This window comes from Photobacterium sp. CCB-ST2H9, assembly GCF_023151555.2.
Taxonomy (GTDB): domain Bacteria; phylum Pseudomonadota; class Gammaproteobacteria; order Enterobacterales; family Vibrionaceae; genus Photobacterium.
Map to the genome: position 1 here is coordinate 497,549 of NZ_CP100426.1, position 21,048 is coordinate 518,596.

Annotated in this window: 24 protein-coding genes; 19 read left to right on the forward strand and 5 right to left on the reverse strand. The window is 49.4% G+C overall.

Annotation, left to right across the window (positions count from 1 at the left end; genetic code table 11):
* Nucleotide 1 precedes the first annotated feature (1 nt).
* The 4 genes from L4174_RS18775 (at nt 2) to L4174_RS18790 (ending at nt 4,274) form a co-directional block, all read left to right on the forward strand.
* Nucleotides 2–976: an HlyD family secretion protein gene (locus tag L4174_RS18775; protein WP_248142390.1), complete on the forward strand. Its 975-nt coding sequence runs from the start codon at nt 2–4 to the stop codon at nt 974–976.
* Between the two features lie 4 nt (nt 977–980).
* Nucleotides 981–2,129: an ABC transporter permease gene (locus L4174_RS18780; protein WP_371929441.1), complete on the forward strand. Its 1,149-nt coding sequence runs from the start codon at nt 981–983 to the stop codon at nt 2,127–2,129.
* The gene (locus L4174_RS18785) at nt 2,126–3,298 is read left to right on the forward strand and encodes an ABC transporter permease (protein ID WP_248142388.1); all 1,173 of its coding nucleotides are present in this window, start codon (nt 2,126–2,128) and stop codon (nt 3,296–3,298) included. The genes L4174_RS18780 and L4174_RS18785 overlap by 4 nt, the downstream gene beginning before the upstream one ends.
* Before the next feature lie 82 nt (nt 3,299–3,380).
* Nucleotides 3,381–4,274, forward strand: a complete 894-nt coding sequence (locus tag L4174_RS18790) for a LysR family transcriptional regulator (RefSeq protein WP_305885165.1) — start codon at nt 3,381–3,383, stop codon at nt 4,272–4,274.
* Between the two features lie 45 nt (nt 4,275–4,319).
* On the opposite strand, the gene L4174_RS18795 is transcribed toward L4174_RS18790, so the two are convergent.
* Nucleotides 4,320–7,034: a bifunctional acetate--CoA ligase family protein/GNAT family N-acetyltransferase gene (locus tag L4174_RS18795; RefSeq protein ID WP_248142387.1), complete on the reverse strand. Its 2,715-nt coding sequence runs from the start codon at nt 7,032–7,034 to the stop codon at nt 4,320–4,322.
* Nucleotides 7,035–7,372: 338 nt separating this feature from the next.
* Between L4174_RS18795 and L4174_RS18800 the strand changes: the two genes are divergently transcribed.
* From L4174_RS18800 to L4174_RS18815, 4 genes are all read left to right on the forward strand, one after another.
* On the forward strand, nt 7,373–8,074 hold the full coding sequence (locus L4174_RS18800) for an SPOR domain-containing protein (RefSeq protein WP_248142386.1): 702 nt from the start codon (nt 7,373–7,375) through the stop codon (nt 8,072–8,074).
* Nucleotides 8,075–8,319: 245 nt separating this feature from the next.
* On the forward strand, nt 8,320–9,351 hold the full coding sequence (locus L4174_RS18805; protein WP_248142385.1) for a D-alanine--D-alanine ligase: 1,032 nt from the start codon (nt 8,320–8,322) through the stop codon (nt 9,349–9,351).
* Between the two features lie 97 nt (nt 9,352–9,448).
* Nucleotides 9,449–9,628, forward strand: coding sequence for a YhfG family protein (locus L4174_RS18810; RefSeq protein WP_248142384.1), 180 nt, complete (start codon nt 9,449–9,451; stop codon nt 9,626–9,628).
* Nucleotides 9,618–10,247 (forward strand): putative adenosine monophosphate-protein transferase Fic, encoded by a 630-nt coding sequence (locus tag L4174_RS18815; RefSeq protein ID WP_248142383.1) that lies wholly within the window; start codon nt 9,618–9,620, stop codon nt 10,245–10,247. Before L4174_RS18810 ends, L4174_RS18815 begins: the two co-directional genes overlap by 11 nt.
* Nucleotides 10,248–10,267: 20 nt before the next feature.
* Here L4174_RS18815 and L4174_RS18820 read toward each other — a convergent pair whose 3' ends face one another.
* From L4174_RS18820 to L4174_RS18830, 3 genes are all read right to left on the reverse strand, one after another.
* Nucleotides 10,268–11,236: a tyrosine-type recombinase/integrase gene (locus tag L4174_RS18820; RefSeq protein ID WP_248142382.1), complete on the reverse strand. Its 969-nt coding sequence runs from the start codon at nt 11,234–11,236 to the stop codon at nt 10,268–10,270.
* A gap of 108 nt (nt 11,237–11,344) precedes the next feature.
* The gene (locus tag L4174_RS18825) at nt 11,345–11,863 is read right to left on the reverse strand and encodes a RimK/LysX family protein (RefSeq protein WP_248142381.1); all 519 of its coding nucleotides are present in this window, start codon (nt 11,861–11,863) and stop codon (nt 11,345–11,347) included.
* 107 nt (nt 11,864–11,970) lie between these two features.
* Complete coding sequence (locus tag L4174_RS18830; RefSeq protein WP_305885166.1) at nt 11,971–12,522, reverse strand: HAD family phosphatase; 552 nt, start codon at nt 12,520–12,522, stop codon at nt 11,971–11,973.
* A gap of 179 nt (nt 12,523–12,701) precedes the next feature.
* On the opposite strand from L4174_RS18830, the gene yciH reads away from it, so the two are divergent.
* From yciH to L4174_RS18845, 3 genes are all read left to right on the forward strand, one after another.
* Nucleotides 12,702–13,025, forward strand: coding sequence for a stress response translation initiation inhibitor YciH (gene yciH / locus L4174_RS18835; protein WP_248142379.1), 324 nt, complete (start codon nt 12,702–12,704; stop codon nt 13,023–13,025).
* 160 nt (nt 13,026–13,185) lie between these two features.
* Entirely contained in the window at nt 13,186–13,872 is a 687-nt protein-coding gene (locus tag L4174_RS18840) for a type 1 glutamine amidotransferase domain-containing protein (RefSeq protein ID WP_248142378.1), read from the forward strand.
* Nucleotides 13,873–14,111: 239 nt separating this feature from the next.
* Nucleotides 14,112–14,849 carry a hypothetical protein gene (locus tag L4174_RS18845; RefSeq protein WP_248142377.1) on the forward strand — a complete coding sequence of 246 codons (738 nt, stop codon included), beginning with the start codon at nt 14,112–14,114 and terminating at the stop codon, nt 14,847–14,849.
* A 61-nt stretch (nt 14,850–14,910) separates the two neighbouring features.
* Here the strand turns inward: L4174_RS18845 and L4174_RS18850 are convergent, their stop codons facing one another.
* Nucleotides 14,911–15,267, reverse strand: coding sequence for a DUF3693 domain-containing protein (locus L4174_RS18850; protein ID WP_248142376.1), 357 nt, complete (start codon nt 15,265–15,267; stop codon nt 14,911–14,913).
* A 118-nt stretch (nt 15,268–15,385) separates the two neighbouring features.
* Between L4174_RS18850 and L4174_RS18855 the strand changes: the two genes are divergently transcribed.
* The 8 genes from L4174_RS18855 (at nt 15,386) to L4174_RS18885 (ending at nt 20,955) form a co-directional block, all read left to right on the forward strand.
* Complete coding sequence (locus L4174_RS18855) at nt 15,386–15,595, forward strand: hypothetical protein (RefSeq protein WP_248142375.1); 210 nt, start codon at nt 15,386–15,388, stop codon at nt 15,593–15,595.
* Nucleotides 15,579–16,868 (forward strand): replication initiation factor domain-containing protein, encoded by a 1,290-nt coding sequence (locus tag L4174_RS18860; RefSeq protein ID WP_248142374.1) that lies wholly within the window; start codon nt 15,579–15,581, stop codon nt 16,866–16,868. Before L4174_RS18855 ends, L4174_RS18860 begins: the two co-directional genes overlap by 17 nt.
* A gap of 17 nt (nt 16,869–16,885) precedes the next feature.
* Entirely contained in the window at nt 16,886–17,191 is a 306-nt protein-coding gene (locus L4174_RS18865; RefSeq protein WP_248142373.1) for a hypothetical protein, read from the forward strand.
* Nucleotides 17,192–17,208: 17 nt separating this feature from the next.
* Nucleotides 17,209–17,454, forward strand: a complete 246-nt coding sequence (locus tag L4174_RS18870; protein WP_248142372.1) for a single-stranded DNA-binding protein — start codon at nt 17,209–17,211, stop codon at nt 17,452–17,454.
* An 11-nt stretch (nt 17,455–17,465) separates the two neighbouring features.
* Nucleotides 17,466–17,600 carry a hypothetical protein gene (locus L4174_RS24055; RefSeq protein ID WP_256549387.1) on the forward strand — a complete coding sequence of 45 codons (135 nt, stop codon included), beginning with the start codon at nt 17,466–17,468 and terminating at the stop codon, nt 17,598–17,600.
* A 158-nt stretch (nt 17,601–17,758) separates the two neighbouring features.
* A complete protein-coding gene (locus L4174_RS18875; RefSeq protein WP_248142371.1) occupies nt 17,759–19,495 on the forward strand; it encodes a hypothetical protein in 1,737 nt (578 codons plus the stop codon).
* Between the two features lies 1 nt (nt 19,496).
* Complete coding sequence (locus L4174_RS18880) at nt 19,497–19,814, forward strand: DUF2523 family protein (protein ID WP_248142370.1); 318 nt, start codon at nt 19,497–19,499, stop codon at nt 19,812–19,814.
* 1 nt (nt 19,815) lies between these two features.
* Nucleotides 19,816–20,955 (forward strand): zonular occludens toxin domain-containing protein, encoded by a 1,140-nt coding sequence (locus L4174_RS18885; RefSeq protein ID WP_248142369.1) that lies wholly within the window; start codon nt 19,816–19,818, stop codon nt 20,953–20,955.
* Nucleotides 20,956–21,048: the final 93 nt, after the last annotated feature.

Genomic DNA, 21,048 nt, shown 5'->3' on the forward strand with positions numbered 1-21,048 from the left:
GATGAGCAAGTTGAAAACTCTTGCAGTGGTTCTGCCCGCTGTAGCACTGACAGGTTGGTTGGGTTACCGCTTTTGGGACGCTTATCAGCCGCAACCTGAACGTCTGCAGGGACAAATAGAGGCCCAGCAGTACAATATTTCATCAAAAGTCGCCGGCAGAATTGATCAGGTTCTGGTGCGTAAAGGCGATAAAGTGAGTGAAGGTCAGCTGATCTTTACCATTCTCAGCCCGGAAATTGATGCAAAACTGGAACAGGCGAAAGCCAGCCAGCAAGCGGCAGGTGCTATGGCTGAGCAGGCAGAGAATGGCGCTCGTGCACAGGAAGTTGCGGCAGCTCAGGATCAGTGGCAGAAAGCGAAAGCAGCCTCAGCACTCAGCGAGAAGACTTATCGTCGTGTGAATAATCTGTATCGTGACGGGGTTGTTGCCGAGCAGAAACGTGATGAAGCCTATACACAATGGCAGGCTGCCCGTTATACCGAACAGGCGGCTTATCAGATGTATCAAATGGCGAAAGAAGGTGCCCGGGAAGAAACCAAGCGGGCAGCTCAGGAACAGGAACGTATGGCCGCAGGTGCTGTTGCAGAAGTGGAAGCCTATGCAGCCGATACCAAGATTTCAAGCTGGCATAATGGGGAAGTCAGCCAGATCTTACTACATGACGGCGAACTCGCTCCGCAGGGTTTCCCGGTTGTGAATATCGTCGATCTGGATGATGCATGGGCTGTATTCCATGTGCGTGAAGACCGTCTGAAAGATTTTGCCAAGGGTAAAACGTTTGAAGTCCGCATTCCGGCACTGGGTGAGAGCCGGTACGAGTTTCAGGTGACGCATTTATCTGTAATGGGTGATTTTGCAACCTGGCGGACCACAGATGCCCGGCAGGGATTTGATATGCGTACATTTGAAGTTGAAGCCAGACCAATCCAGCCTGTGGATGGTTTGCGTGTCGGTATGAGCGTACTGGTAGACTGATATGTTGCTGACTGCTTTTAAAAGAGAATGCCGCATCATTCAGCAGGAGCCCTGGCTGAAAACAATGTTGTTTGTTTTGCCGGTATGCTTGTCTGTGCTGGTTTGGTGGATCTTTTCTCAGGGGATTGCCAGAGATCTGCCGGTTGGTGTGGTGGATCTGGATCAAAGCCGTCTGTCTCGCGGACTGGTGCGTTATTACGACGCCAGTCCGACGTTGGCTGTTACAAAGCAGTTTGCCAGTGTGGAAGAAGGCTCAGCTATGCTGCGCAACGGTGATATCTATGCGCTGGCGGTGATCCCTGAATCAATGGAAAAAGACACACTCCGCGGTGCTTCACCGTCCGTAACTGTGTTTAATAACGCTCAATTTATTCTCATTGCCAAACTGGTGAACAGTGCTTTTGTTTCGGCTCAGGCAACTTATACCGCTGGCATTGATACAATGAAGAAAATGGCTGGCGGGACAACGGTACCGGTTCAGGCTCTGGGACAGGCATTGCCGGTTCGTAATCAGATCATCCCGTTGTTTAACAGTAACTCGCACTATGGTCAGTTTCTGGTATCCGGAATCATTCCGGCGCTGTGGCAGATTTTTATCATCGCGACAACGGTGATGGCGCTGGCGGTTGAACAACGTCGCCAGGGATTGCTGCCCTGGCTGGCTCAAAAGCCAGTCACGCTTTTGCTGGGTAAATTGTTACCTTATGGGCTGGTTTTCATGGCTCAGGGCATGCTATTTCTCTGGGGGCTGTATGTGCTGATTGGCTGGCCGATGCATGGCAGCTGGAGCATCTTGCTGCTGGCACAGGCGTTCATGGTCATTGCCTGTCTGAGCATGGCAACGTTATTCTTTTTTGTGGCAATGGATGTGACCCGGGCGATGAGCTTTGTTGCCGGTTTTACGGCGCCGGCTTTTGCTTTTATGGGGATTACTTTTCCGGCGACAGACATGCAGACGATTGCTGCCGCCTGGCGAGCATTGCTGCCTGTCAGTCATTACATTGAGATTCAGGTTCAGCAGGTCGATTATGGCACGGGCCTTCAGCAGGCGATGCCACAGCTTCTGATTTTAACCACATTCATTCTGGCTTTTGGACTGGCGGTATTGCGTATGTTGTCCTGGCGTAAAGGCCAACTGGAGGCAAGGGCATGAGCTGGCGTCACATCTTACGACTTGAACTCAAGGCGATTTTTACGAACCCGGCGATCATCTTCACTGTTTTCGGAGGCGTACTGATTTATTCGCTGCTTTATCCGCTGCCTTATGCCAAACAATTGCCGCGAGAGCAGCAAATCGCAGTCGTGAACCTCGATAACAGCGCAATCAGCCGTAAATTGGTACGGATGGTAGACGCCACACCACAAGTGCAGGTGATGAGAACTGCATCGGGCCTTGAGGAAGCAAAGCGTTGGCTGCTGAATCGGGACGTGAAGGGAATATTGTTGATTCCGGAACATTTTCAACGTGACCTTATGCTGGGAAGCAGTCCGACTGTTTCTTTCTCCGGCGATGCGGCACTCTTCTTAGTCTATGGAACAGTCGTTGAAGGTTTAGCAACCGCGACAGGCACTCTGAGCGCCAAAGCGAAAGTTGCCCGCATGGTTGTCGAGGGGGACAGTATTGCTCTGGCAGCAGAACAATATTCCTCCGTGAAGCTGAGCATGCAGCCTGTATTTAACCCGACGATGGGGTACATCAACTATATTGTTCCCGCAGTATTCGTATTCATTCTGCATCAGACTCTGATCATTGGCTCCGGACTGGTCAGTGCGACGCAGAATGAAGCAAGGACACGCGGTGAGCACGGCTACTGGGACTCGCTCCCAGCCTGGAAAATTCTATTTGTCCGTGTGACGTTATTTTCCCTCATCTATATTCCGCTGTGCGCCTATTATTTTGGTCTGAGTTTTGACACCTATGGCATTAGCCGCCTGGCATCCATAGGGGATATGGTTGCCATGACTTTGCCGTTTCTGATTTCAGTTGCAGCTTTTGGCGTTGTGGTTGGTGAACTATTACCGCGGAAAGAATTGGTCACTGTTGTGGTGGTATTGAGTTCTCTGCCGCTCGTTTTCTCCATGGGGTTTGTCTGGCCTGTTTCTGCACTGCCGGCTCCCGTGCACTGGCTGGTTCAGTTGGTTCCGGCGACGCCAGCAATCAATGGATTTTTGCGGTTAAATCAAATGGGTGCCAGTTTTGAGCAGATCAGTGGCTGGTGGCTTCAGTTATGGGGGCTGGCAGTATTCTATGTGCTCATCGCTTTTGGGTTGATGCTGAAGAAACGCCGACAATTGATGCAACCTTTGAAATCCATGCATTAAAGAAATGAGCTGATAGGTATTTTCTGGCGAGTGTGTTACAACAGCCTGTAATTCAAAGCTGTCATGGCACAGGGAAAACAAATTGAGCCGGTTATTATCATTTGAAGCATTAATGGTTCTGGATGCCATTGAACGTCGCGGCAGCTTTGCTGCGGCCTCTGAAGAACTGGGCCGTGCGCCGTCCTCACTCAGTTATCAGGTTCAAAAGCTGGAACAGGATTTGGATCTGGTGATCTTTGATCGCTCGGGCCATAAAGCTGTGTTCACTAAAGCGGGACGGCTATTACTGGAAAGAGGCCGGTTACTGCTTTCTGCAGCGGATGAAATGGTATCGGACGCGACAGCATTGGCACATGGCTGGGAACTTGAGCTGACAATTGCCTATGATGGTCTGGTGCGTCTGGATCTGATGTTCCCGCTTGTAGAAGGTCTGGCGAAGAAAAGTAAAACCCGTCTGAAGTTTCGGGAGGAAATTCTGGCTGGTTGCTGGGAAGCGCTGGCACAGGACAGGGCTGACATTCTGATCGCGCCACCGCCAAGTGTTGCTCCGCCGGAAGTGAAAATTCAGCCGTTAGGCAAGATGGATATTGTCTGGGTTGCTCACCCTGAGCATCCGATTCATCAGCACAAGGATCCGCTGGATCCTGTGGTCCGCCAGCAGTATCGCGGTATCGCTGTCGCAGACACCGCCAGAAATTTACCGCCGATTACACACAATATTCTCGAAGAACAGCCACTGCTGACGGTATCCAGCATGTACGATAAGCTCAATGCGCTTCGTGCCGGGCTGGGTATTGCGACGATACCGGCCTGCTTTATTCAGGAAGATCTGGCAGCCGGAACGTTGGTGACCATTGGTGATAATCCTGTCCGGGAGTTCGAACTGGTGCTTGCCTGGAACCGCAGCCGGATGGGGAAAGCGAAAACCTGGGCAATTCAGCAGCTTGAGCAATTGTGGAAAAAGAACCTGAATTGATCATATCTGTAAAAGGCTGACCTGAAGTTCAGGTCAGCACTGTCTTCAGTCGCTGGCGGCATTCAAATTTTCTGGTTGCAGCGGCAACAACAGCTCGGCTGTTTTATCTTCAAAATGAATCTCAACCTGGAATCCACTTTTTCTGGCCAGCGCCAGCATGCCATGATTTGTCGGCATGGTGATTCCGGTCATTCGCAGAGTCCCTCTTTGTTTGCAGTATTGAATAATGGTATTGAGCAAAATGCTGCCTAAACCTTGTCCTTTCAAATCGGAACGAATCAGTACGGCAAATTCAGCTTCTTCATTGCTGGGATCGGATACCGCCCGGCTGACCCCGAGTATTTCCTGCTCCTCATGAGAGTCAGGGTCAAGACTCACGGCAATGAAAGCCATCTCGCGGTCGTAGTCAATCTGAGTCAGATTGGCTAAAGCTTCATGATTAAATTCACCCACTTCCGAGAAGAAGCGGTTGTATAAGTCATCATGAGAGACCCTGGCAATAAAGGCTTTATGGCCGGGTTCATCTTCCGGCCGGATTGGGCGCAGCAAGACGGGGGTTTGATCTTTCAGAGCTGTGAACATCTCCAGCTCTTTCGGGTAGGGCCGGATCGCCAGCCGCTCCTGAGTATCTCCGGTAAACGGCCGGATCGTCATTGACGCATCAATGACGGTCATGTCTTCTCCAGCAGCCAGCAGCGGGTGGATATCGAGCTCCGTAATTTCCGGGCAATCGATAATTAATTGCGAGAGCTTCACCAGCAGTTTACACAGTGCAGGGATATCCAGCCGGTCAGGCAGGCTGCGTTGTTTGATTTTGCCTGTTTTCAGCGCATTGATGACCAGATATCTTGCAAGCGCCATATTGAGCGGGGGAATCGCGACGGCTGCATCGCGATGAATGTCCCATTCCGCTGCTTCATCGCCAATCATAATGACGGGGCCGAATATCGGATCGGGATGAACGGCAATACGAAGCTCCTGGGCGCCGGCACGATTGGCCATGCGCTGGACCAGTAACCCTTCTATCCGCGCTATCGGATAGTTGAGCGAAACCCGATCAAGAATGGCCTGTGATGCATTGGCGACTTCTGCCGCAGTTCTCAGGTGCAGCATGACCCCATGTACTTCTGATTTGTGGCGGATATCCGGGGAGCGCAGTTTGACTGCAACCGGGTAACCAATCTGCTCCGCTATGTGTGCCGCTTCTGCCGGATCTGAGGCAATCCAGGTCGGCAGGGTATGAAAACCATAACTTTCCAGAAGCGGTCTGACTTCATGGGTTTCCAGATGATCAATCTTCTCTTCGAGCAGTTGGTCAAGTAACTGGTGAACATGGCCCGGATTGCTTTGTGTCTCACCGAATGAGGATGGCGTTTCCATCAGCTGTTTCTGGTTCCGGCGGTACTCCACCAAATGCATGAAAGCGGTCACTGCACTTTCCGGCGTTCGGTAGGCCGGAAATCCTGCCTGCGTAAAGACTTGACGGGCTTTCTGAGCCTGTGTTTCGCCCGCCCAGTTACTGAGAATATTGAAGTGTGCTGTACGCGGGTGTTGCCGCAGCACTCTGATCATGTGCTCAGCCGTTTCTTTACTCGGAGCAATGGCTGAAGGGGAATGCATGATTAGCAACGCATCAAAGTCATCACTATCGAGCAAAATGCGTGTTGCGGCTTCGTAACGCATGATGTCGGCATCGCCAACGATATCGATCGGGTTCGACTGTGACCAGCTGGCAGGCAGAACTGCAGAAAGTTTATCGATGGTTTCCGGACTCAGGGTTGCCAGCTTACCGCCTCGCTCTGTCAGCGCATCCACAGCCATAATAGCCGGACCGCCGCCATTGGTCAGGATTGCCAGGCGCTCCCCCCGTAATGGGACAGCATGGGCCAGCGTTTCGACTGCAGCGAACAAGTCGTGTGTATTGTGAACCCGAAGCATCCCGGAACGTTTTATCGCAGCGTCATATACGGCATCCAGGCCAATTTCACCTCCGGTGTGAAGGTGTGCCGCAGCGCTGCCGATTTTGGTTCTGCCGCTTTTCAGGACCAGGATCCGCCGATTCCTTGCCGCCGCCCGTGCCGCCGACATAAACCGGCGGGCATCCCGAATGGAATCGATATACAACAAAATTGCTTGTGTTTTGCTGTCTCGACAAAGGGTATCCAGCAGTTCAGCGAAGCTGATATCACAGGTATCGCCTAGCGAGATAAAAGTAGAAAATCCGATATTCTTATTTTTGGCCCAGTCCAGAATGGTGGTGCAGACAGCGGCCGACTGAGAAATAAAAGCGATGTTTCCTTTGTTTGCGGCGATGGGAGAGAACGAAGCATTCAGGTTGTGCCAGGGCAGGATCATCCCCATACTGTTCGGACCGATCAGGCGCATACCGTATTCTTTCGCAACCTCATGCATCCGGACATCTTCCGTGACACCGTCACCATTTAAGTCAACGTTCATCCCTGCGGCCAGCACGACGGCCATTTTCACACCTTTTCGGCCCAATTGCTCGATGATGTCAACGTTACGGTGACCCTGGGTGCAAAGGATGGCAAGGTCCGGCACCCGAGGCAGGCTATCAATGTCCGGATAAGCAAGCACGCCCGCGACCGCGTCATATTTGGGTGTGACGGGCATGATGGGACCATGAAAATTACCGGACAACAGGTTTTTGATCACGACATACCCGGCACGTTTCGGGTTGTCAGAAGCGCCGATGACGGCAACTGAACGTGGTTTCAGCAGAGATTCAAGTCCTTTCATTGCAAAAAATTCTCTCCGGTTGCCAAAAGCTGTGAATCCGTCGGTACAGACAAATATGCGTTCAATAACGGCTGGCAGATGATCCGCTGCTGTGAGTGTAATGGAATCTGGTTAACATTGTCTGTGGCTGATGCGTGAGTTGTGAAACGTCTTTGTCATTTTTTGTTTGTACATATTTATGAAAAGGTGGAAATTCAATAAAAAATCAACCTATTATTTAGGGAGCTTTGAACCTGTGATATAACGCCAATAATACAGCTCCCTGTGCGGAGCGGGCTTGATTGGTATCAGGTCGGGGTGCAGAATCTTTTCAAGACAATAAATCAGGCACGATGATAATGAAAAAAATTGCCTTAATGGTTGCTATTACTTCAGCTTTAGCAGGCTGTGCGCTAGACAATGAACGTCAAACTATCAATGGCACTGTGGTACCGACGCTGGAAGAACAGGAACAGGCTGCATTGGCACAGCAGCCAGTAAATGCTGAACCCGTGGCTGTGGAGCAGATGAATGGTCCGATTGAACCACTGACTTCAGGTGATATCGCCTTGAACGATGAGGTAGTGCCAATGGAGCAAGAAATCGCGCCGATGGCCGAACCTGCTGCGATGACGGCTCAGACTATGCCTGCTGTCAGTAATGACACAAAAGCTCAAAATGAAACAATGACCGAAGCGGCAACAGCGGCTCCGGCAGCGACTGTAACCCTGGTGGACAGCAGCAAGGCTTCTCAGGCCAATTATGAATTTGCTGCCGCGCCTGAGACGGGTTTCACTGTTCAGGTGCTGGGGTTAAGTCAGAACAGTGGTTTTGCACCTTATGTGGCTAAACTACCAGGTCAGCAGCCTGTGTGGATCAACCAGAAAACTTATCGTGAGAAACCTTGGTATACCTTGCTGTACGGTCATTTTAAAACCGTAGAGGAAGCGCAAGCAGCCATTCAGCAACTGCCAGGCGATATTCAGTCTTTCGGTCCATTTGTTCGAAGTCTGGCAAAAATCCATCAGTCTCCGGAACCTAAGCTGACAAAAGTTCACTGAAAATTGACAATCCAGAGCTCCTCCACACGAGGAGCTTATTTTTTGTATCTTTAGCCCTTTTCGCGCAGAGGAATCCTGCCGATCGCTTGATGCCTGATGGATAAGATGCAATAGTTGATGCCCTGAATGCTGTTGAAGTTTTTTGTGAAATCAGTGTCTGTGAAGTCTGGTTTCAACGGCAATAATAAATTGATCGTCTGGCGGTTCCTCATGTGCCGGCAGGCAGCGATTGAAAAGGGATCAAGATGAATCCAATTCATGTTTTATTACTTTGTGGTGGCGGTAGTGCCGAACACGAAGTGTCTTTAGTTTCGGCTAACTTTATTGAACAGAACCTCCAGTCGATTGATGGCATTCGCTATATACGCATTGAAATGAAGTCTGACGGATGGTTTGACAAAGATAACCAACGCTGGCAATTGAACCTTGATCGCAGCATTCAATCGGATTCTGGCGAAAAGCTGCCTGTGGATTATGTGATTCCCTGTGTGCATGGGTATCCGGGCGAAACCGGTGACCTTCAGTCTTTACTAGAGCTGGTTGGTCTGCCGTATTTCGGGTGTGGCCCACAGGCAAGTACCAACTGTTTTAACAAGATTACCTCAAAATTATGGTTCGATGCGCTTGGCATCCCGAACACGCCATATGTCTTCCTGAGTGAACAGACAGAAGAAGCGTTCCAAAGTGCGGCAGAAGCACTTGAGCGCTGGGGAAGTGTGTTTGTGAAAGCCGCTTGTCAGGGGTCATCTGTCGGCTGCTACCGCGCGACAGATCAAGCCAGTTTGAGAGAAGCGATCAAAAATGCATTCACCTTCTCTGATCAGGTTCTGGTTGAAAAAACAATTCGTCCCCGGGAGCTTGAAGTTGCTGCATATCAGTATGGTGATGAGCTGATCATAACCAAGCCGGGGGAAGTGACTTGTCCGGATGGGAAGTTTTACACTTATGAAGAAAAATACAGTGCAGACAGCCATTCAACGACTGTGGTTGAAGCGACGAATATCAGTGAAGAACAGGTTGAGTTAATCAGAGCCTATGCCCGAAAAGCATTTGTGCATCTGAAGTTGGAAGACTTGTCCCGAATTGACTTCTTCCTGAGTGAAGAGAATGAAATTCTGCTCAATGAAATCAATACTTTTCCCGGAATGACGCCAATTTCCATGTTCCCGCAAATGCTGGCTCATTATGGTCATCAATTTGCGGACTACCTGGAAAAAGCCATCAGGAAAGGCGCTCAGGAATCTGCTCTGAAATCTGTTCAGCGTTCTGAAGTGTAATCCGGACTCCCATGAACCTGCATTGATACGAACGCCAGTCAGACTGGCGTTTTTTTCATGGGCTGTAATACTCACTGAAAGACACCTTAAGCACTGTATGTTGACGACAAAAGTAAAAGCGGAGCGATTCAGGGCAATGCGCAGGCGCAACTACCGGGCCAGTTTAAAGTTAGAGGGGTTTGAGTTGGATGCGCTGTCTGTGACAGAACAAGCATCAGAGGTTACGCTGACTGAAGAAGCGTTGATCGCGAAGCTGAAAAAAGCCTATGCGAGATAAGTATGGCGTTCAGCAGGATCCGGATTGTTATCCTGATTCTGTTGTGCTGATTAATTTGCTGAATATAGAAGATGAAGATGAACTGGCGCGTGCGGAGCGCGATTTTACCCGTGTGCGTGCAGAACATTTTGAGCCTGAATTCGGCTGTTTCCAACTGTCCTACCTGAAAAAAATTCACTTCATCCTTTTTCAGGATCTTTATGCATGGGCGGGACAGATTCGCCGTGTAGACATCACGAAAGGACAAACGCGGTTTTGTCACGCGAACAACATTGCAAGAGAAGCTGAACGTCTTTTTGATGCCTTGGCGGAAGAAGATTATCTTTGCCATCTGAATTTCGATGATTTTATTCGCCGGACAGCTCACTATTACTGTGAACTGAATGTGATCCATCCCTTCCGTGAGGGAAATGGCAGAGTTCAGCGCATTTTCTTTGAAATTCTGGCCTTAAATGCCGGCTATGAGATTTGTTGGGAAGGCATTAACCTGAAAGAGTGGGTGGAAGCGAATCAGGCTGGTTATTTTGGTGATCTGAAGCCGCTTGAAAGATTGTTCGAGCGTATCACTCAGCCAGTTCAGGACCTTGCGCAGCCACAGTGGACTTCCGGACCAAGCTGACTGAGCGTATTTTCAATACATCACTTTTCCCAAGGCTTATTTTTTACATATTTTGCGATTTCAGTATCGTGCTTATCTTTGTTCCCAGCATACTGCGCCGGCATTGCCGGGCTCTTCCAACGTCCTTGTGCCTGAATATCATGAATTGATACACCGGCATCAGATAAATCTTTCACGGCCCCGACACGAGGCGACTGGCCAGAAAATATGGTGTCGTGGCTGACGCCCAGTTCATCTCCGGCACGTCTGAATACGCGGTAAATTGAGGAATGGTCTAGCGGCTGATCGCCAATATTTCCGTGACGATCGATACGCCGGAAGACGTTTCCGGCTTCAATGATTCCGATGGTTAACCAACGTTGAAGCGCTTGAGAGGCGAGTGTGCTCAAGGCAATGGCGTGTTCTTTTACATTCAGGGTAATTAAGCCGGATGGGGCGATGTCCAGATGATCTACCGTCAACGCTGCCAGTTCACTCCGTTTCAGCATGGCTTCAAACATGATGGACCAAATCGCGAAATCACGGACATCTTTCGGTTTGGTTGCGAGTGAGAAATTCTCGGCAAGCCGCTGCAGATGGTCGTCCCGAAAAGCGGCTGCATTCTTATAGTCATCTTGTTTTTCGAGCCTGTACTTGTTCAGTACCAGGCGAACTTCAGTATGCCGGCAAGGGTCTGGGAGCGCGTGGCAACGATGAACCAATCCAATAGTGACGATGTAACGTTTCAAACTGGCCAGTTTTCGTTTCTGTGCCATGCGGTCTATGAATTCATGAACAATTTTGACGGTGGCTGGTAAGGGAGATGCGTGCCTCTCCAGGCAAAAGCTCAGGAAATGGTTCCAATCGTTCTTGAATGCAAGCAAAGTATTCGCTGAATACTGCTGATGAGTCAGAACTTTCCACACCTCAACATCTTCTATCGGTAAAGAGAAAGTTTGAATACTGCGCTGTTTTTCAGATTCGTTGGTTACCACAGGAATTTTTTTCATTCTGGCGCACTATAACTAAACGTTGAGAATAAAATTACTATAGACAATACCAACCTGGAATCAAGTCGGTAAGTTAAAATTTTTATCAGCGAATCAAATGGTAGGGGGTTAATCGTCTTCGTCAGATTTCTCAACATCGACCAGATAGTCGCCCATTAACCAATTTCTGCCAATCAGTAATTTATATTCCAGCTTACTGCGGTTTCTTAAGTTCACGGATACGCGTTTATGTTCACCATTCCAGCTTAAATCCATTTTGACCGCGTAACGACGTTCAACGCCCTGCGCGTTCCTGATTTTACTGACTTTGACGATCTTCCCTTTGTAGGTTGCTTTTTCGCCTTTTTCATTCTCAGTGGTGAATTCGACCATGCTGCCAAGGTTTTCTCGCATGTCATCACTTTTTTCACCTAGTACCCGAATGTTGGAAGCATTGATTGATGTTGTATTGGCGCCAGTATCAATACGAGCAAGGAACTCCATGTCCAAATCAGGAATCTTGATGGTTTCAACTTGCCCGACGATAGATTTCTTTTCCTGAGGTCTGCTTTTTCCTTCTTCAGCCAGAGAGAAAGGGCTGCTCAAAGTACATACAATTAACATGAGTGGAATCAATGCTTTATTCACAAAACCTCCAGAGAACACATGATCACATCTATGGGTACTATAGACATAAGCAGTCATGCTTAGTTCAGCTCAATGTTAAAGAGATAACTCAGTAAGCATAGATTCAGTTAACTTATCTTTAGTCTCAAAGCTGAGCGGATTTCTTGGTAACAACTCGGGGTTGCTGAAAAATGAATCGCGTTGATCCCCAGTTCTCTGGCAGCCAGAACATTCGGTTCATTATCATCGATAAAATACGTCTCTTCCGGTATTAAGTCGTATCGATTCATAAGAAGCTGAAATATCTCAGGTTCCGGCTTTAAAAGAAGCTCTCTTGCAGACAGCAGCCCGCCATCAAACAAAGTTGAAAGGTCATGCTTTTCGTTCAGAGTTTCGAAGAAAGCTGTGCTCATATTACTGAGAAAATAAAGGTGAAACTCTTGCTCAATGAGCTCATCAAGTAATGTTTTGGATGCCTGGATAAGTCTCAGGCTGCTCTGGATATGATCAATAAAATCTTCCATTCGAGCTTCCGGAAAGCCAGTTCGGGCTGCAAACTTAGGTATGACTTCTGCCATCAGCATTGTTCCGCGATCCAATGCGAGCCAATCGGGATGTTGCAACACATTCTTGAGCAAAACTTCCTGCTCATAGTGAGAGTGAGTGAAGGTTTCGACCACTCTGTGTGGATTCCATTCGAACAGCACGCCACCAAAGTCAAAGATTACGTTACGAATCATATGAGTTTCCGTTAGAAGCCTATTTATTGATATTATTCGGGCTGGCACCGGTCGCAAACATCTGTATTCAACCTGATGACCGGGTCACATTTTTCAAGCAGTTATTGGGATCGAGTTCAATGAGTGACAACAGCCGATTAGTTTTTTCTACCGAAACAGGCCGAATCAAAGAAGAAAAAGCAGCACCTGAGCGCCCGAAAGGAGACGGTGTTGTTCGTATTCAGCGCCAGACAAAGGGAAGGAAAGGGAAGGGTGTTTGCATCGTTACCGGGTTGGATATGAATGACACAGAACTGAAGCTTCTGGCGGCCGAACTGAAAAAGGTCTGCGGCTGCGGCGGCGCAGTGAAAGACGGAACGATTGAAATTCAGGGAGATAAACGCGATTTGTTAAAAGCGACCCTGGAGAAAAAAGGACATACCGTTAAACTTGCCGGCGGTTAATGCCTGAGTGAGATTGTGTTTTTGCTGGGACACTAAGTTTTCATATTTCGTTTGGGTTCAGATGTTGAATTTGTCTGCTTTTCATGGCGGAAAGGTAGAGTTCTCGCTGAACCTGACTAATCTCTAATGGGTTGAAGACACTTCACTGCGGGAGATAACAATGAAAATTCTGATGGTGCTGACATCACATGATCAACTTGGAGAGACTGGGCACAAAACGGGTTTTTGGCTGGAAGAGTTTGCATCTCCTTATTACGTTTTTAAAGATGCGGGAGCCATATTGACGCTGGCATCTCCAAACGGTGGACAGCCGCCGATCGATCCTAAAAGTAACCAGCCGGATGCGCAGACAGATGCTACTCGCCGTTTTGAACGGGACGAGGATGCGAAGCAATGTTTGGCAAATACATTGAGATTAAACCAAGTGAATGCTGAGGATTTTGATGCCATTTTCTATCCGGGAGGGCACGGACCGCTTTGGGACTTGGCAGAAGATCCTGCTTCAATCGCCTTAATTGAAGCTTTTATTTCTCAGGGAAAGCCTGTTGGTGCTGTTTGCCACGCGCCAGCCGTTTTCCGCCATACTCAGTCTGAAAGCGGTAACTCTCTGGTTTCTGGTCGTAAAGTCACTGGTTTTTCTAATTCTGAAGAATCTGCTGTAGGACTCACGGAGGTCGTTCCATTCCTTGTTGAAGACATGCTCAAAGCAAATGGCGGTCATTATCAAAAATCTGAAGATTGGCAAAGTCATGTTGAAATTGATGGCTTGTTGGTTACAGGACAAAACCCGGCATCTTCTGATGCTTGTGCAGTAGCTTTAATGATTTTACTGAAATCAGGTCATTGATGGTTTTGAATAGGTCATTCATATGAGATTGAAGTACCAGGCAAACTGACATTTGCAGCAGAACTAAAATCAAAGTGTGAATTACCTATTTTATGGTAAATCAGCGTTATGGTTAAATTGATGAGCCTCGAAATTCGGGGCTTTTTTATATCAAAAATATGAACATTTAGCTTTGAACACTGTTTTATTTGATTATAATGGCCGCGTATTTGTGTTGATATGCAAAATGGAGAATACGCATGAAAAGGTATATTGCTGCAAGCATTCTATCAACTTTGATTCTGACTGCTTGTGGGGGAGGTGGCAGTAGCGAGGAGTCATCTGCGACATCTAAATCAGGAACATTTAACTATGATGGGATTTACGTTCATCCGACAAATTTTTCCCTGATGATGGTTGATTCTAAGCGATCGGATACAAACATTATCATCAACGATTTTGATGAGGATACTTATGGGATTATTCTTTCTGAATCTGCAAAGACAATCAATAATACAATGATAACAACAGGTTATTATTTTGTGTCATTATTTGATGGCTCGGATATAAACCACTTATCAGATATTGAGATGAAAGCCACATTTAACAATTCATCGGTCACTTGGAAATCTCCTTACTCTCCTGCAAATGATGAAAGTGATGCGGTTGTTTACACAATGCAGAAAGCAGATGATTCATTAACTTTAGCTGAAATTGTCGGAACGCATACAAATCCAACAGATGGGAGCACCTGGACGATTAACGCGGATGGTTCTTTTATTGTGAACGATTCCTGCACTATTTCCGGCAATATTACGAGAATCAACAGCTATTTCTCGGTGACTAACGTAGAAGCTACGCAATGCGCTGATCCTGCTTTGAATGGCACTTACAACGATGGCGTCTTGCTAACGGTTCCACATGATGGTCAGACTTATATTGTCGGTACCATGCTCAGAAATTTTTCTATACTGGGGGGATTTGCTCCAATTAACTAATTCATCAAGCCGGGTATCCCCCGGCTTTATCAGTGTTATTCTCATTCTGGTAACACATAATTTAACATAATGTACATAATGCGTACTTGAGGGTTGAGGAATTGAGGGCTAAGAATCCAGTCATACCAAGGACTAAGCCCTCAAAGCCTTGGCTTCTTAACTTTGCCGTGATGTCCAGCCAGATACGTTGAGCTTTGTAATCTTTGGCACGCTCAGCCGCTAAAAAGATTAAAACCTCATGCGGGTCAATGTTTGCAGCTTCAGCAAGAAAAATCGCTTCTTTATCAGATAGATAGCGTTTTCCATTGCGCATTTCAGAAATTCGCTGCTGAGGAATACCCAAATCAGCCGCAATTTGCTTATCTTGCACATAGTTTTTAGCTGTTTTGTAGCTATCTAACAGTTTTATTTGATACATGATTTTTCTCCTCTTGTTCGCATTCTAGCCGTTTAATCACGCTAGATCGTGTCTTGCGAACACGGATTTCCGTGTTTACGATAACGACCAATCGTGATTTATACGTGATTTGTTGCTCATGACTCAGCCCCTGTATTACGAACAAAACGCCGACGGCTCTGGTTTCGCCTTCCTTGGTAGCGAGCCTGAGTATTTTCGTTCGCTGGCTGAATTGCATCAAATCGGCGCTGAATTTTTTCCTCAGGGTTATGAGCTGTATCTCGTTACTGCTGAGAACTGGCAAGAACTGTATGACTTGGGAGTCTTCGACAATGAAAACGATTATTGACTACCTGTCATTCACTTGGACGCCGGAGGAACTCGCCCACGTGCTGGAGCTTGCCAAGATGGGCGCTTCAATTCGTGCGATTCGTAAATTTGAATTCAATGAATTTGGTGACAACGTCACCCATGAAATGTTGGACACTGGCGCCATCGATTATGCCGCTGCTGTCCGGGCCAAGTTCAAAAACACGGATTTTAAAATCGGTGGCGATGCGCGCCGCTTCCATGAGGTCAAAGCCGACCTGCTGGACCACTTTGGTCTCAATACCATGGACTGCCTGTGCCGTGGTGAGGTTGACTGTTTCGTCAATCGCCTCAATCACGGTCTCGGTAAATTCGGCAACGTCTGGGAATTCTCACTGCGTCCGGGTGGATTTGCGGGCTATCCGCACTCGGCCAGTCTGCTGGTCAACGGCCAACAAGCGGGTCTGTGCGCTTGGGGTGCCAAGCAACACGGCTGTTATGTGTCGTTTTCCGGGACGGGCTGTGTGGCACTGGACATGACCGAAGTGCATGACGCTATTTGCCATCTGCCGGGCGCCAAGATTACCCGGGCAGATGTCGCATACGACTGTTTCAGCGGTGAATTCGGGGTCAATGAAGCCCGCAAGATGGCCAAGGAAGGTGCGTTTATCACCCGTGGCCGTCCGTGCTCTTACACCTATATCGAGTCCGGCCATATGGCGAAATCCTGTGAGTACCAGACACAGGCAGGCACGTCTCAGACCATGAAAAAGCGTTATGGCCTGATTCCTGAGCTGGGCCGTTCGTTCTACGTCGGTAGCCGTGAGGCGGGCAAAATGCTGCGGGTTTATGAGAAAGGCAAGCAAACGAAATCGACTCAGAACCCGAATTGGGTTCGCTGGGAGCTGGAACTGCGGTCAAAAGACCGGGTCATTCCATTCGATGTTCTGACCGACGGCGACAAGTATTTTGCAGGTGCATACCCTGCCCTTGGCCGCGTCTGTGAGGCTGAGCAATGCGCCATTGCCACGCACAAACGTCACTACATGACCTCGGTTGAGAACGCCGTCAAACACGGTGCAACCCAGTGCGGCAAGCTGGTCAACTACATGCGTCAGGTGCTGAATCTGTCTCCTGAGCAGGTGGTTAAGCAACTGACCAGCCATTTGGAAGCTTACGAAATTCCTGACCGTCTCAACACGCCTGTTACGGGCGATTCGGACGCGGCAGAAAAAGTCCCGCTTGCGGATTTGCTGGCATTCCGTCAGCAGTCCCATCGAGCGCAAATCTATCAACGCCTAGCGATGGCGTAATTCAACGGAGAGATGTCATGTCTGGTTTAACTGTTCTTGTTTCGGCTGTCACCATGGGGAGCGGTATTTCCAAAAAGTCGGGTCAGCCTAAGCCGTATTCATTTGCGCAGGTTCACTATCTGGTGCCGGCGAAAGATTTCCAGAATGCGGACAACAACATCAGCAAGTTGGGCTTGGAGGAAAAAACCATTTCCATGGCGGACGACAAGGCGCTGTTTGCCAAGTTTGCCAGCCTGAGCTTTCCGACTCAGCTCAAGCTGACGTTGGCTGCGGACCCGGATAACCCGTCCCGCAATATCGCCGTCGACTACATCAAAGCGTAAGAATTCGGGACGGCATCATGGCAGATACATGCGTACTGGCGAACGAGCAAGGCTTTCTGTATGCCGTACCCACACCAATAACGGACTGTGCTGGTTTTGTCCTGATAAGCAAGTCTAGTTATGACAGCTATTTGGCTGGCTCACAAATCACGCCGGAGGATGTTGGCTCGGCGTTTTCATTTGGCTTTGCGGCCATTCTGGTGACCTGTTATTTCGCAGCTTACCCGGTCGGCATTGCCAAGCGTTTAATCAACAAAATGTAAGGAAAACTGATATGGATGGTGTTTTTGGCGCAATCAACATGGGTGACGTTGCAGCTTCGGTCACGGCGATTGGTGTCGCGATTGTCGGGATTGCCATGGTGATGAAAGGCATCACGCTGGCGAAACGGGCTGTTAACAAGGCGTAATGCTGCTCCTCCTGCATGACCTGACGCTGACGCTCTGGTCACTGATAGGTGCCCTCTCGGCGTTGGCGGTTTTGCGGGGGTGGCACTAAGTTCTGACTCTTTGGGCGGCTTCGGCTGCCCTTTTTTATGGTTGCTGGGATGAAGAAATCTGATTTGGGGTGCTGGCTGTTTGCTTTGCTTTGGTTTGCTGGCTGCCGGTGATTTACTTTGCGCTGTTTCCGGGTTCGGCCCATGCGGTGGCTTATTTTTTTTCCGATGGTCTGCCGCCATACGGCGCGGATAAAGCAGCCTGCTTATCTGCGGATTCGGTCGTTGACGATTCGAGTTTTTCCGAACTGGCCTCTTGTGTGGAAGGTAAGCGTCAGTCTGGTTCGGGGGTATTTAGTAATTGCCGGGCAGCCTCTGCGGGGGTTCTGTGTGGATTTAATGAACGTATGGACGGGGCTTATACCAAACTTCCATCCCCTGAAAACTACTGTGATTCCCCCCATGTTCCCAAGCTCATTCAGAGCAAAATTGACCAGTGTCTGAACAGTGTCGACCCGGCACAGTTCAATGCCAGGGCAAATGTGACTTGTAACCGGGAGCATGAGTTTATTGAATACCGCTGTGACACATGGCCGCGAGACCAACCGGAACCACCTGAACCGGAACCTGAGCCAGACCCCGACCCTGAACCGGAACCAGACCCGGATACTGGCGGCGGTGATTCTGGTGGTGATTCCGGTGGTACATCTGGTGGTGACTCCGGTGGCACTTCGGGCGGTGATTCCGGCGGTACCTCTGGCGGTGATTCCGGTGGTACGTCTGGCGGTGATTCCGGCGGTACCTCTGGCGGTGATTCCGGTGGTACGTCTGGCGGCACGTCCGGTGGTACATCTGGCGGTACGTCCGGTGGCACTTCTGGCGGTACATCCGGTGGTACTTCCGGCGGTGGTGAAAGTCCGGATATGGGCGGCGTGATTCGGGCGATTAACAGCAATGGCTCCACCCTGCATAAAGATTTAAACCGACTGCTGGATATGGATGTGAACCGAAATGCCACCTTAGAGCAGCAGCTGGCATTAGCGAATCGCTATCATGAGACGCTGCAAAAATCACACACCCAGTTAGAGCACATGGCGAATTTCTCTGAGGAGGAGCTCTCGGTCTTAAAAGGCATGCAGGGACAATTCCTGACCCATTTCGATGAGCAATACAGTCAGCTGGGCGGTATTTCCGGCAAGCTGGCCGATATCAATTCCAATCTGGATGAAAACAATCAGCAGCAGTTATCCAAACAGGATGAACTCATTGCGGCGGTACAGGAATCTCAGACGGACAATGACGAAACCAATCAAAAGCTCGACGCCATCAATGACAATATTGATACGTCCAATGAGAAACTGGCCGAAATCAACCAGACGATTCTGGACGGTCAGACCAAGGACGATGAACAACACTCCGAGCTGCTGGGCAAACTGGATGAGCTGAAGGACGGCCAGACCCTGACCGGGGAAAAACTCGATGGTATCGGGGAATCTCTTGACCATCTGGCTGACAATTCCGATGCGCTGGCGAACCTCAACACCTCCGGTGCCGGGACGGTGTCCTGTTTTCAGTCCAATACCTGCACCGGGTATTACCACTCGAAATATCCCAATGGCATGGGCGGGATTATGGACAATTACATGAAAGACATGATGTCCGGTGAGCGCTTCAAATTTCTGAATCAGTTTCAGGTCGGTACCGATGGCGCTCAAGGGCCGGATACGGGGCTTAGTTTTGACTTTGGTGCGATGGGGAATTTCGGTCGGTTTGATTTAGATATTGGCTATGGCGTCTGGGGCTTTATTCGGGCCTGTATTTTGTTTTCGGCGGCCCTGCTTTGCCGTCGTCTGGTCTTCGGGGGTTAATATGTACGATTGGATTGTTGAGCTGTTTAATATCCTGCTGAACTTCCTTTATAACTTGGTGGTGTCTCTGGTCAACATGCTCAAAGACCTGATGTACTTTCTGTTTGAGCAGGTGTTGGAGCTGTCCAAGGGACTGGTTGCGATGATATCCAAGCTGCTGACCCCGATAGACCTCTCGCAGTATTTTACGTCCCTGCCGGATTCCGTGGCTTGGGTGTTCGGTCAGGTCGGATTGCCTCAGGCCGTGGTCATGATCATCACGGCCATCACCATTCGCCTGATATTGCAGCTGATACCGTTCACGCGTCTGGGGTCGTAACATGATAAACCTGCTGATTGGCCGCCCCGGTGGCGGCAAGTCCTATGAGGCGGTGGTCTATCACATCATCCCGGCGATTCAGGCCGGGCGTAAGGTCATTACCAACCTGCCCCTGAATCTGGACAAGTTCCGGATGGTCTTTGGTGACGGTGTCACTGAGCTGATTAAAATCATCGAGACCAACTTTGACGACCACGGCAACATCAACCGCCCCTTTTCGACTCCGGCGGATTACAAGGACGACTGGCGCAATGAAAGTGGTCAGGGGCCGCTGGTTGTGGTGGATGAGGCGCATTTGGTGTTGCCGATTGGCCGGGCATCGGTGGAGGTACTGGAGTTCCTCAGCCTGCACCGCCATCACGGCATCGATGTGCTGCTAATCACTCAGTCTGACAGGAAGATACACAAAGATGTCCGAGACATGGTTCAGGTGCAGTATCGCTGCTCGAAAAATACGGCGCTCGGCAGTGAGAAAACCTACACCCGCAAGGTTCAGGATGGCTGCCGGGGAGAAGTGCTCAACGTCGAACAGCGACGCTACAAACCGTCCTACTTCGGCTTCTATAAGTCGCATACGGCGTCCAATCAGGCGGTCTCAGAAGCTGCGGCGTCTGACCTCAAACCCATATGGATGCACTGGTCTTTTATTGGCGGAGCGCTTTGCCTGCTTGTTGTGGTTGTGCTCTTTGTGTTTGGTGGTGTTAAGAATCCGCTGACCGCTGGCGTGACCTCAGAGCCCGTTCCGAAATCAGAGCCGGTTCCCATCCCGGCCACGGTACAGCCAGGCAATTCACCTGCCCTAGTCCCCGGCTCTCCTGCGCCGACACGGCCAAAGGCCAAGCACCCGCTGGCCGAGTTTGACCTGTATGTCACGGGCAGTGCTCGCCAGATTGCAGTCAGGCCGGACAGCAGTTTTGACTTAGACCTGTCCTTTGATGTGATTTACCTTGAGGCGTACAAGGATGACTTGATGCAGTTCGCGGTCAACTCAAAGGAGCTGCGCAAACTGGGTTACAGCATCCATGCGATTGGCAATTGTGTCTATTCATTGGAGTATCATGAATTTGATTCAATCGTGGTGTGCAATGAGAGTCGCGGCATTGTTCAGGATGGCCCGCTGACGACTGTGACATCCTTCTGATGGAAAGCTAAGGAGGGGCCCCGCTGTCGCGGGGAGGTGCCTTAGCTTTACAGCGTGCAGATGCCTTCAGGCATATAAGGCCACCCCACACCA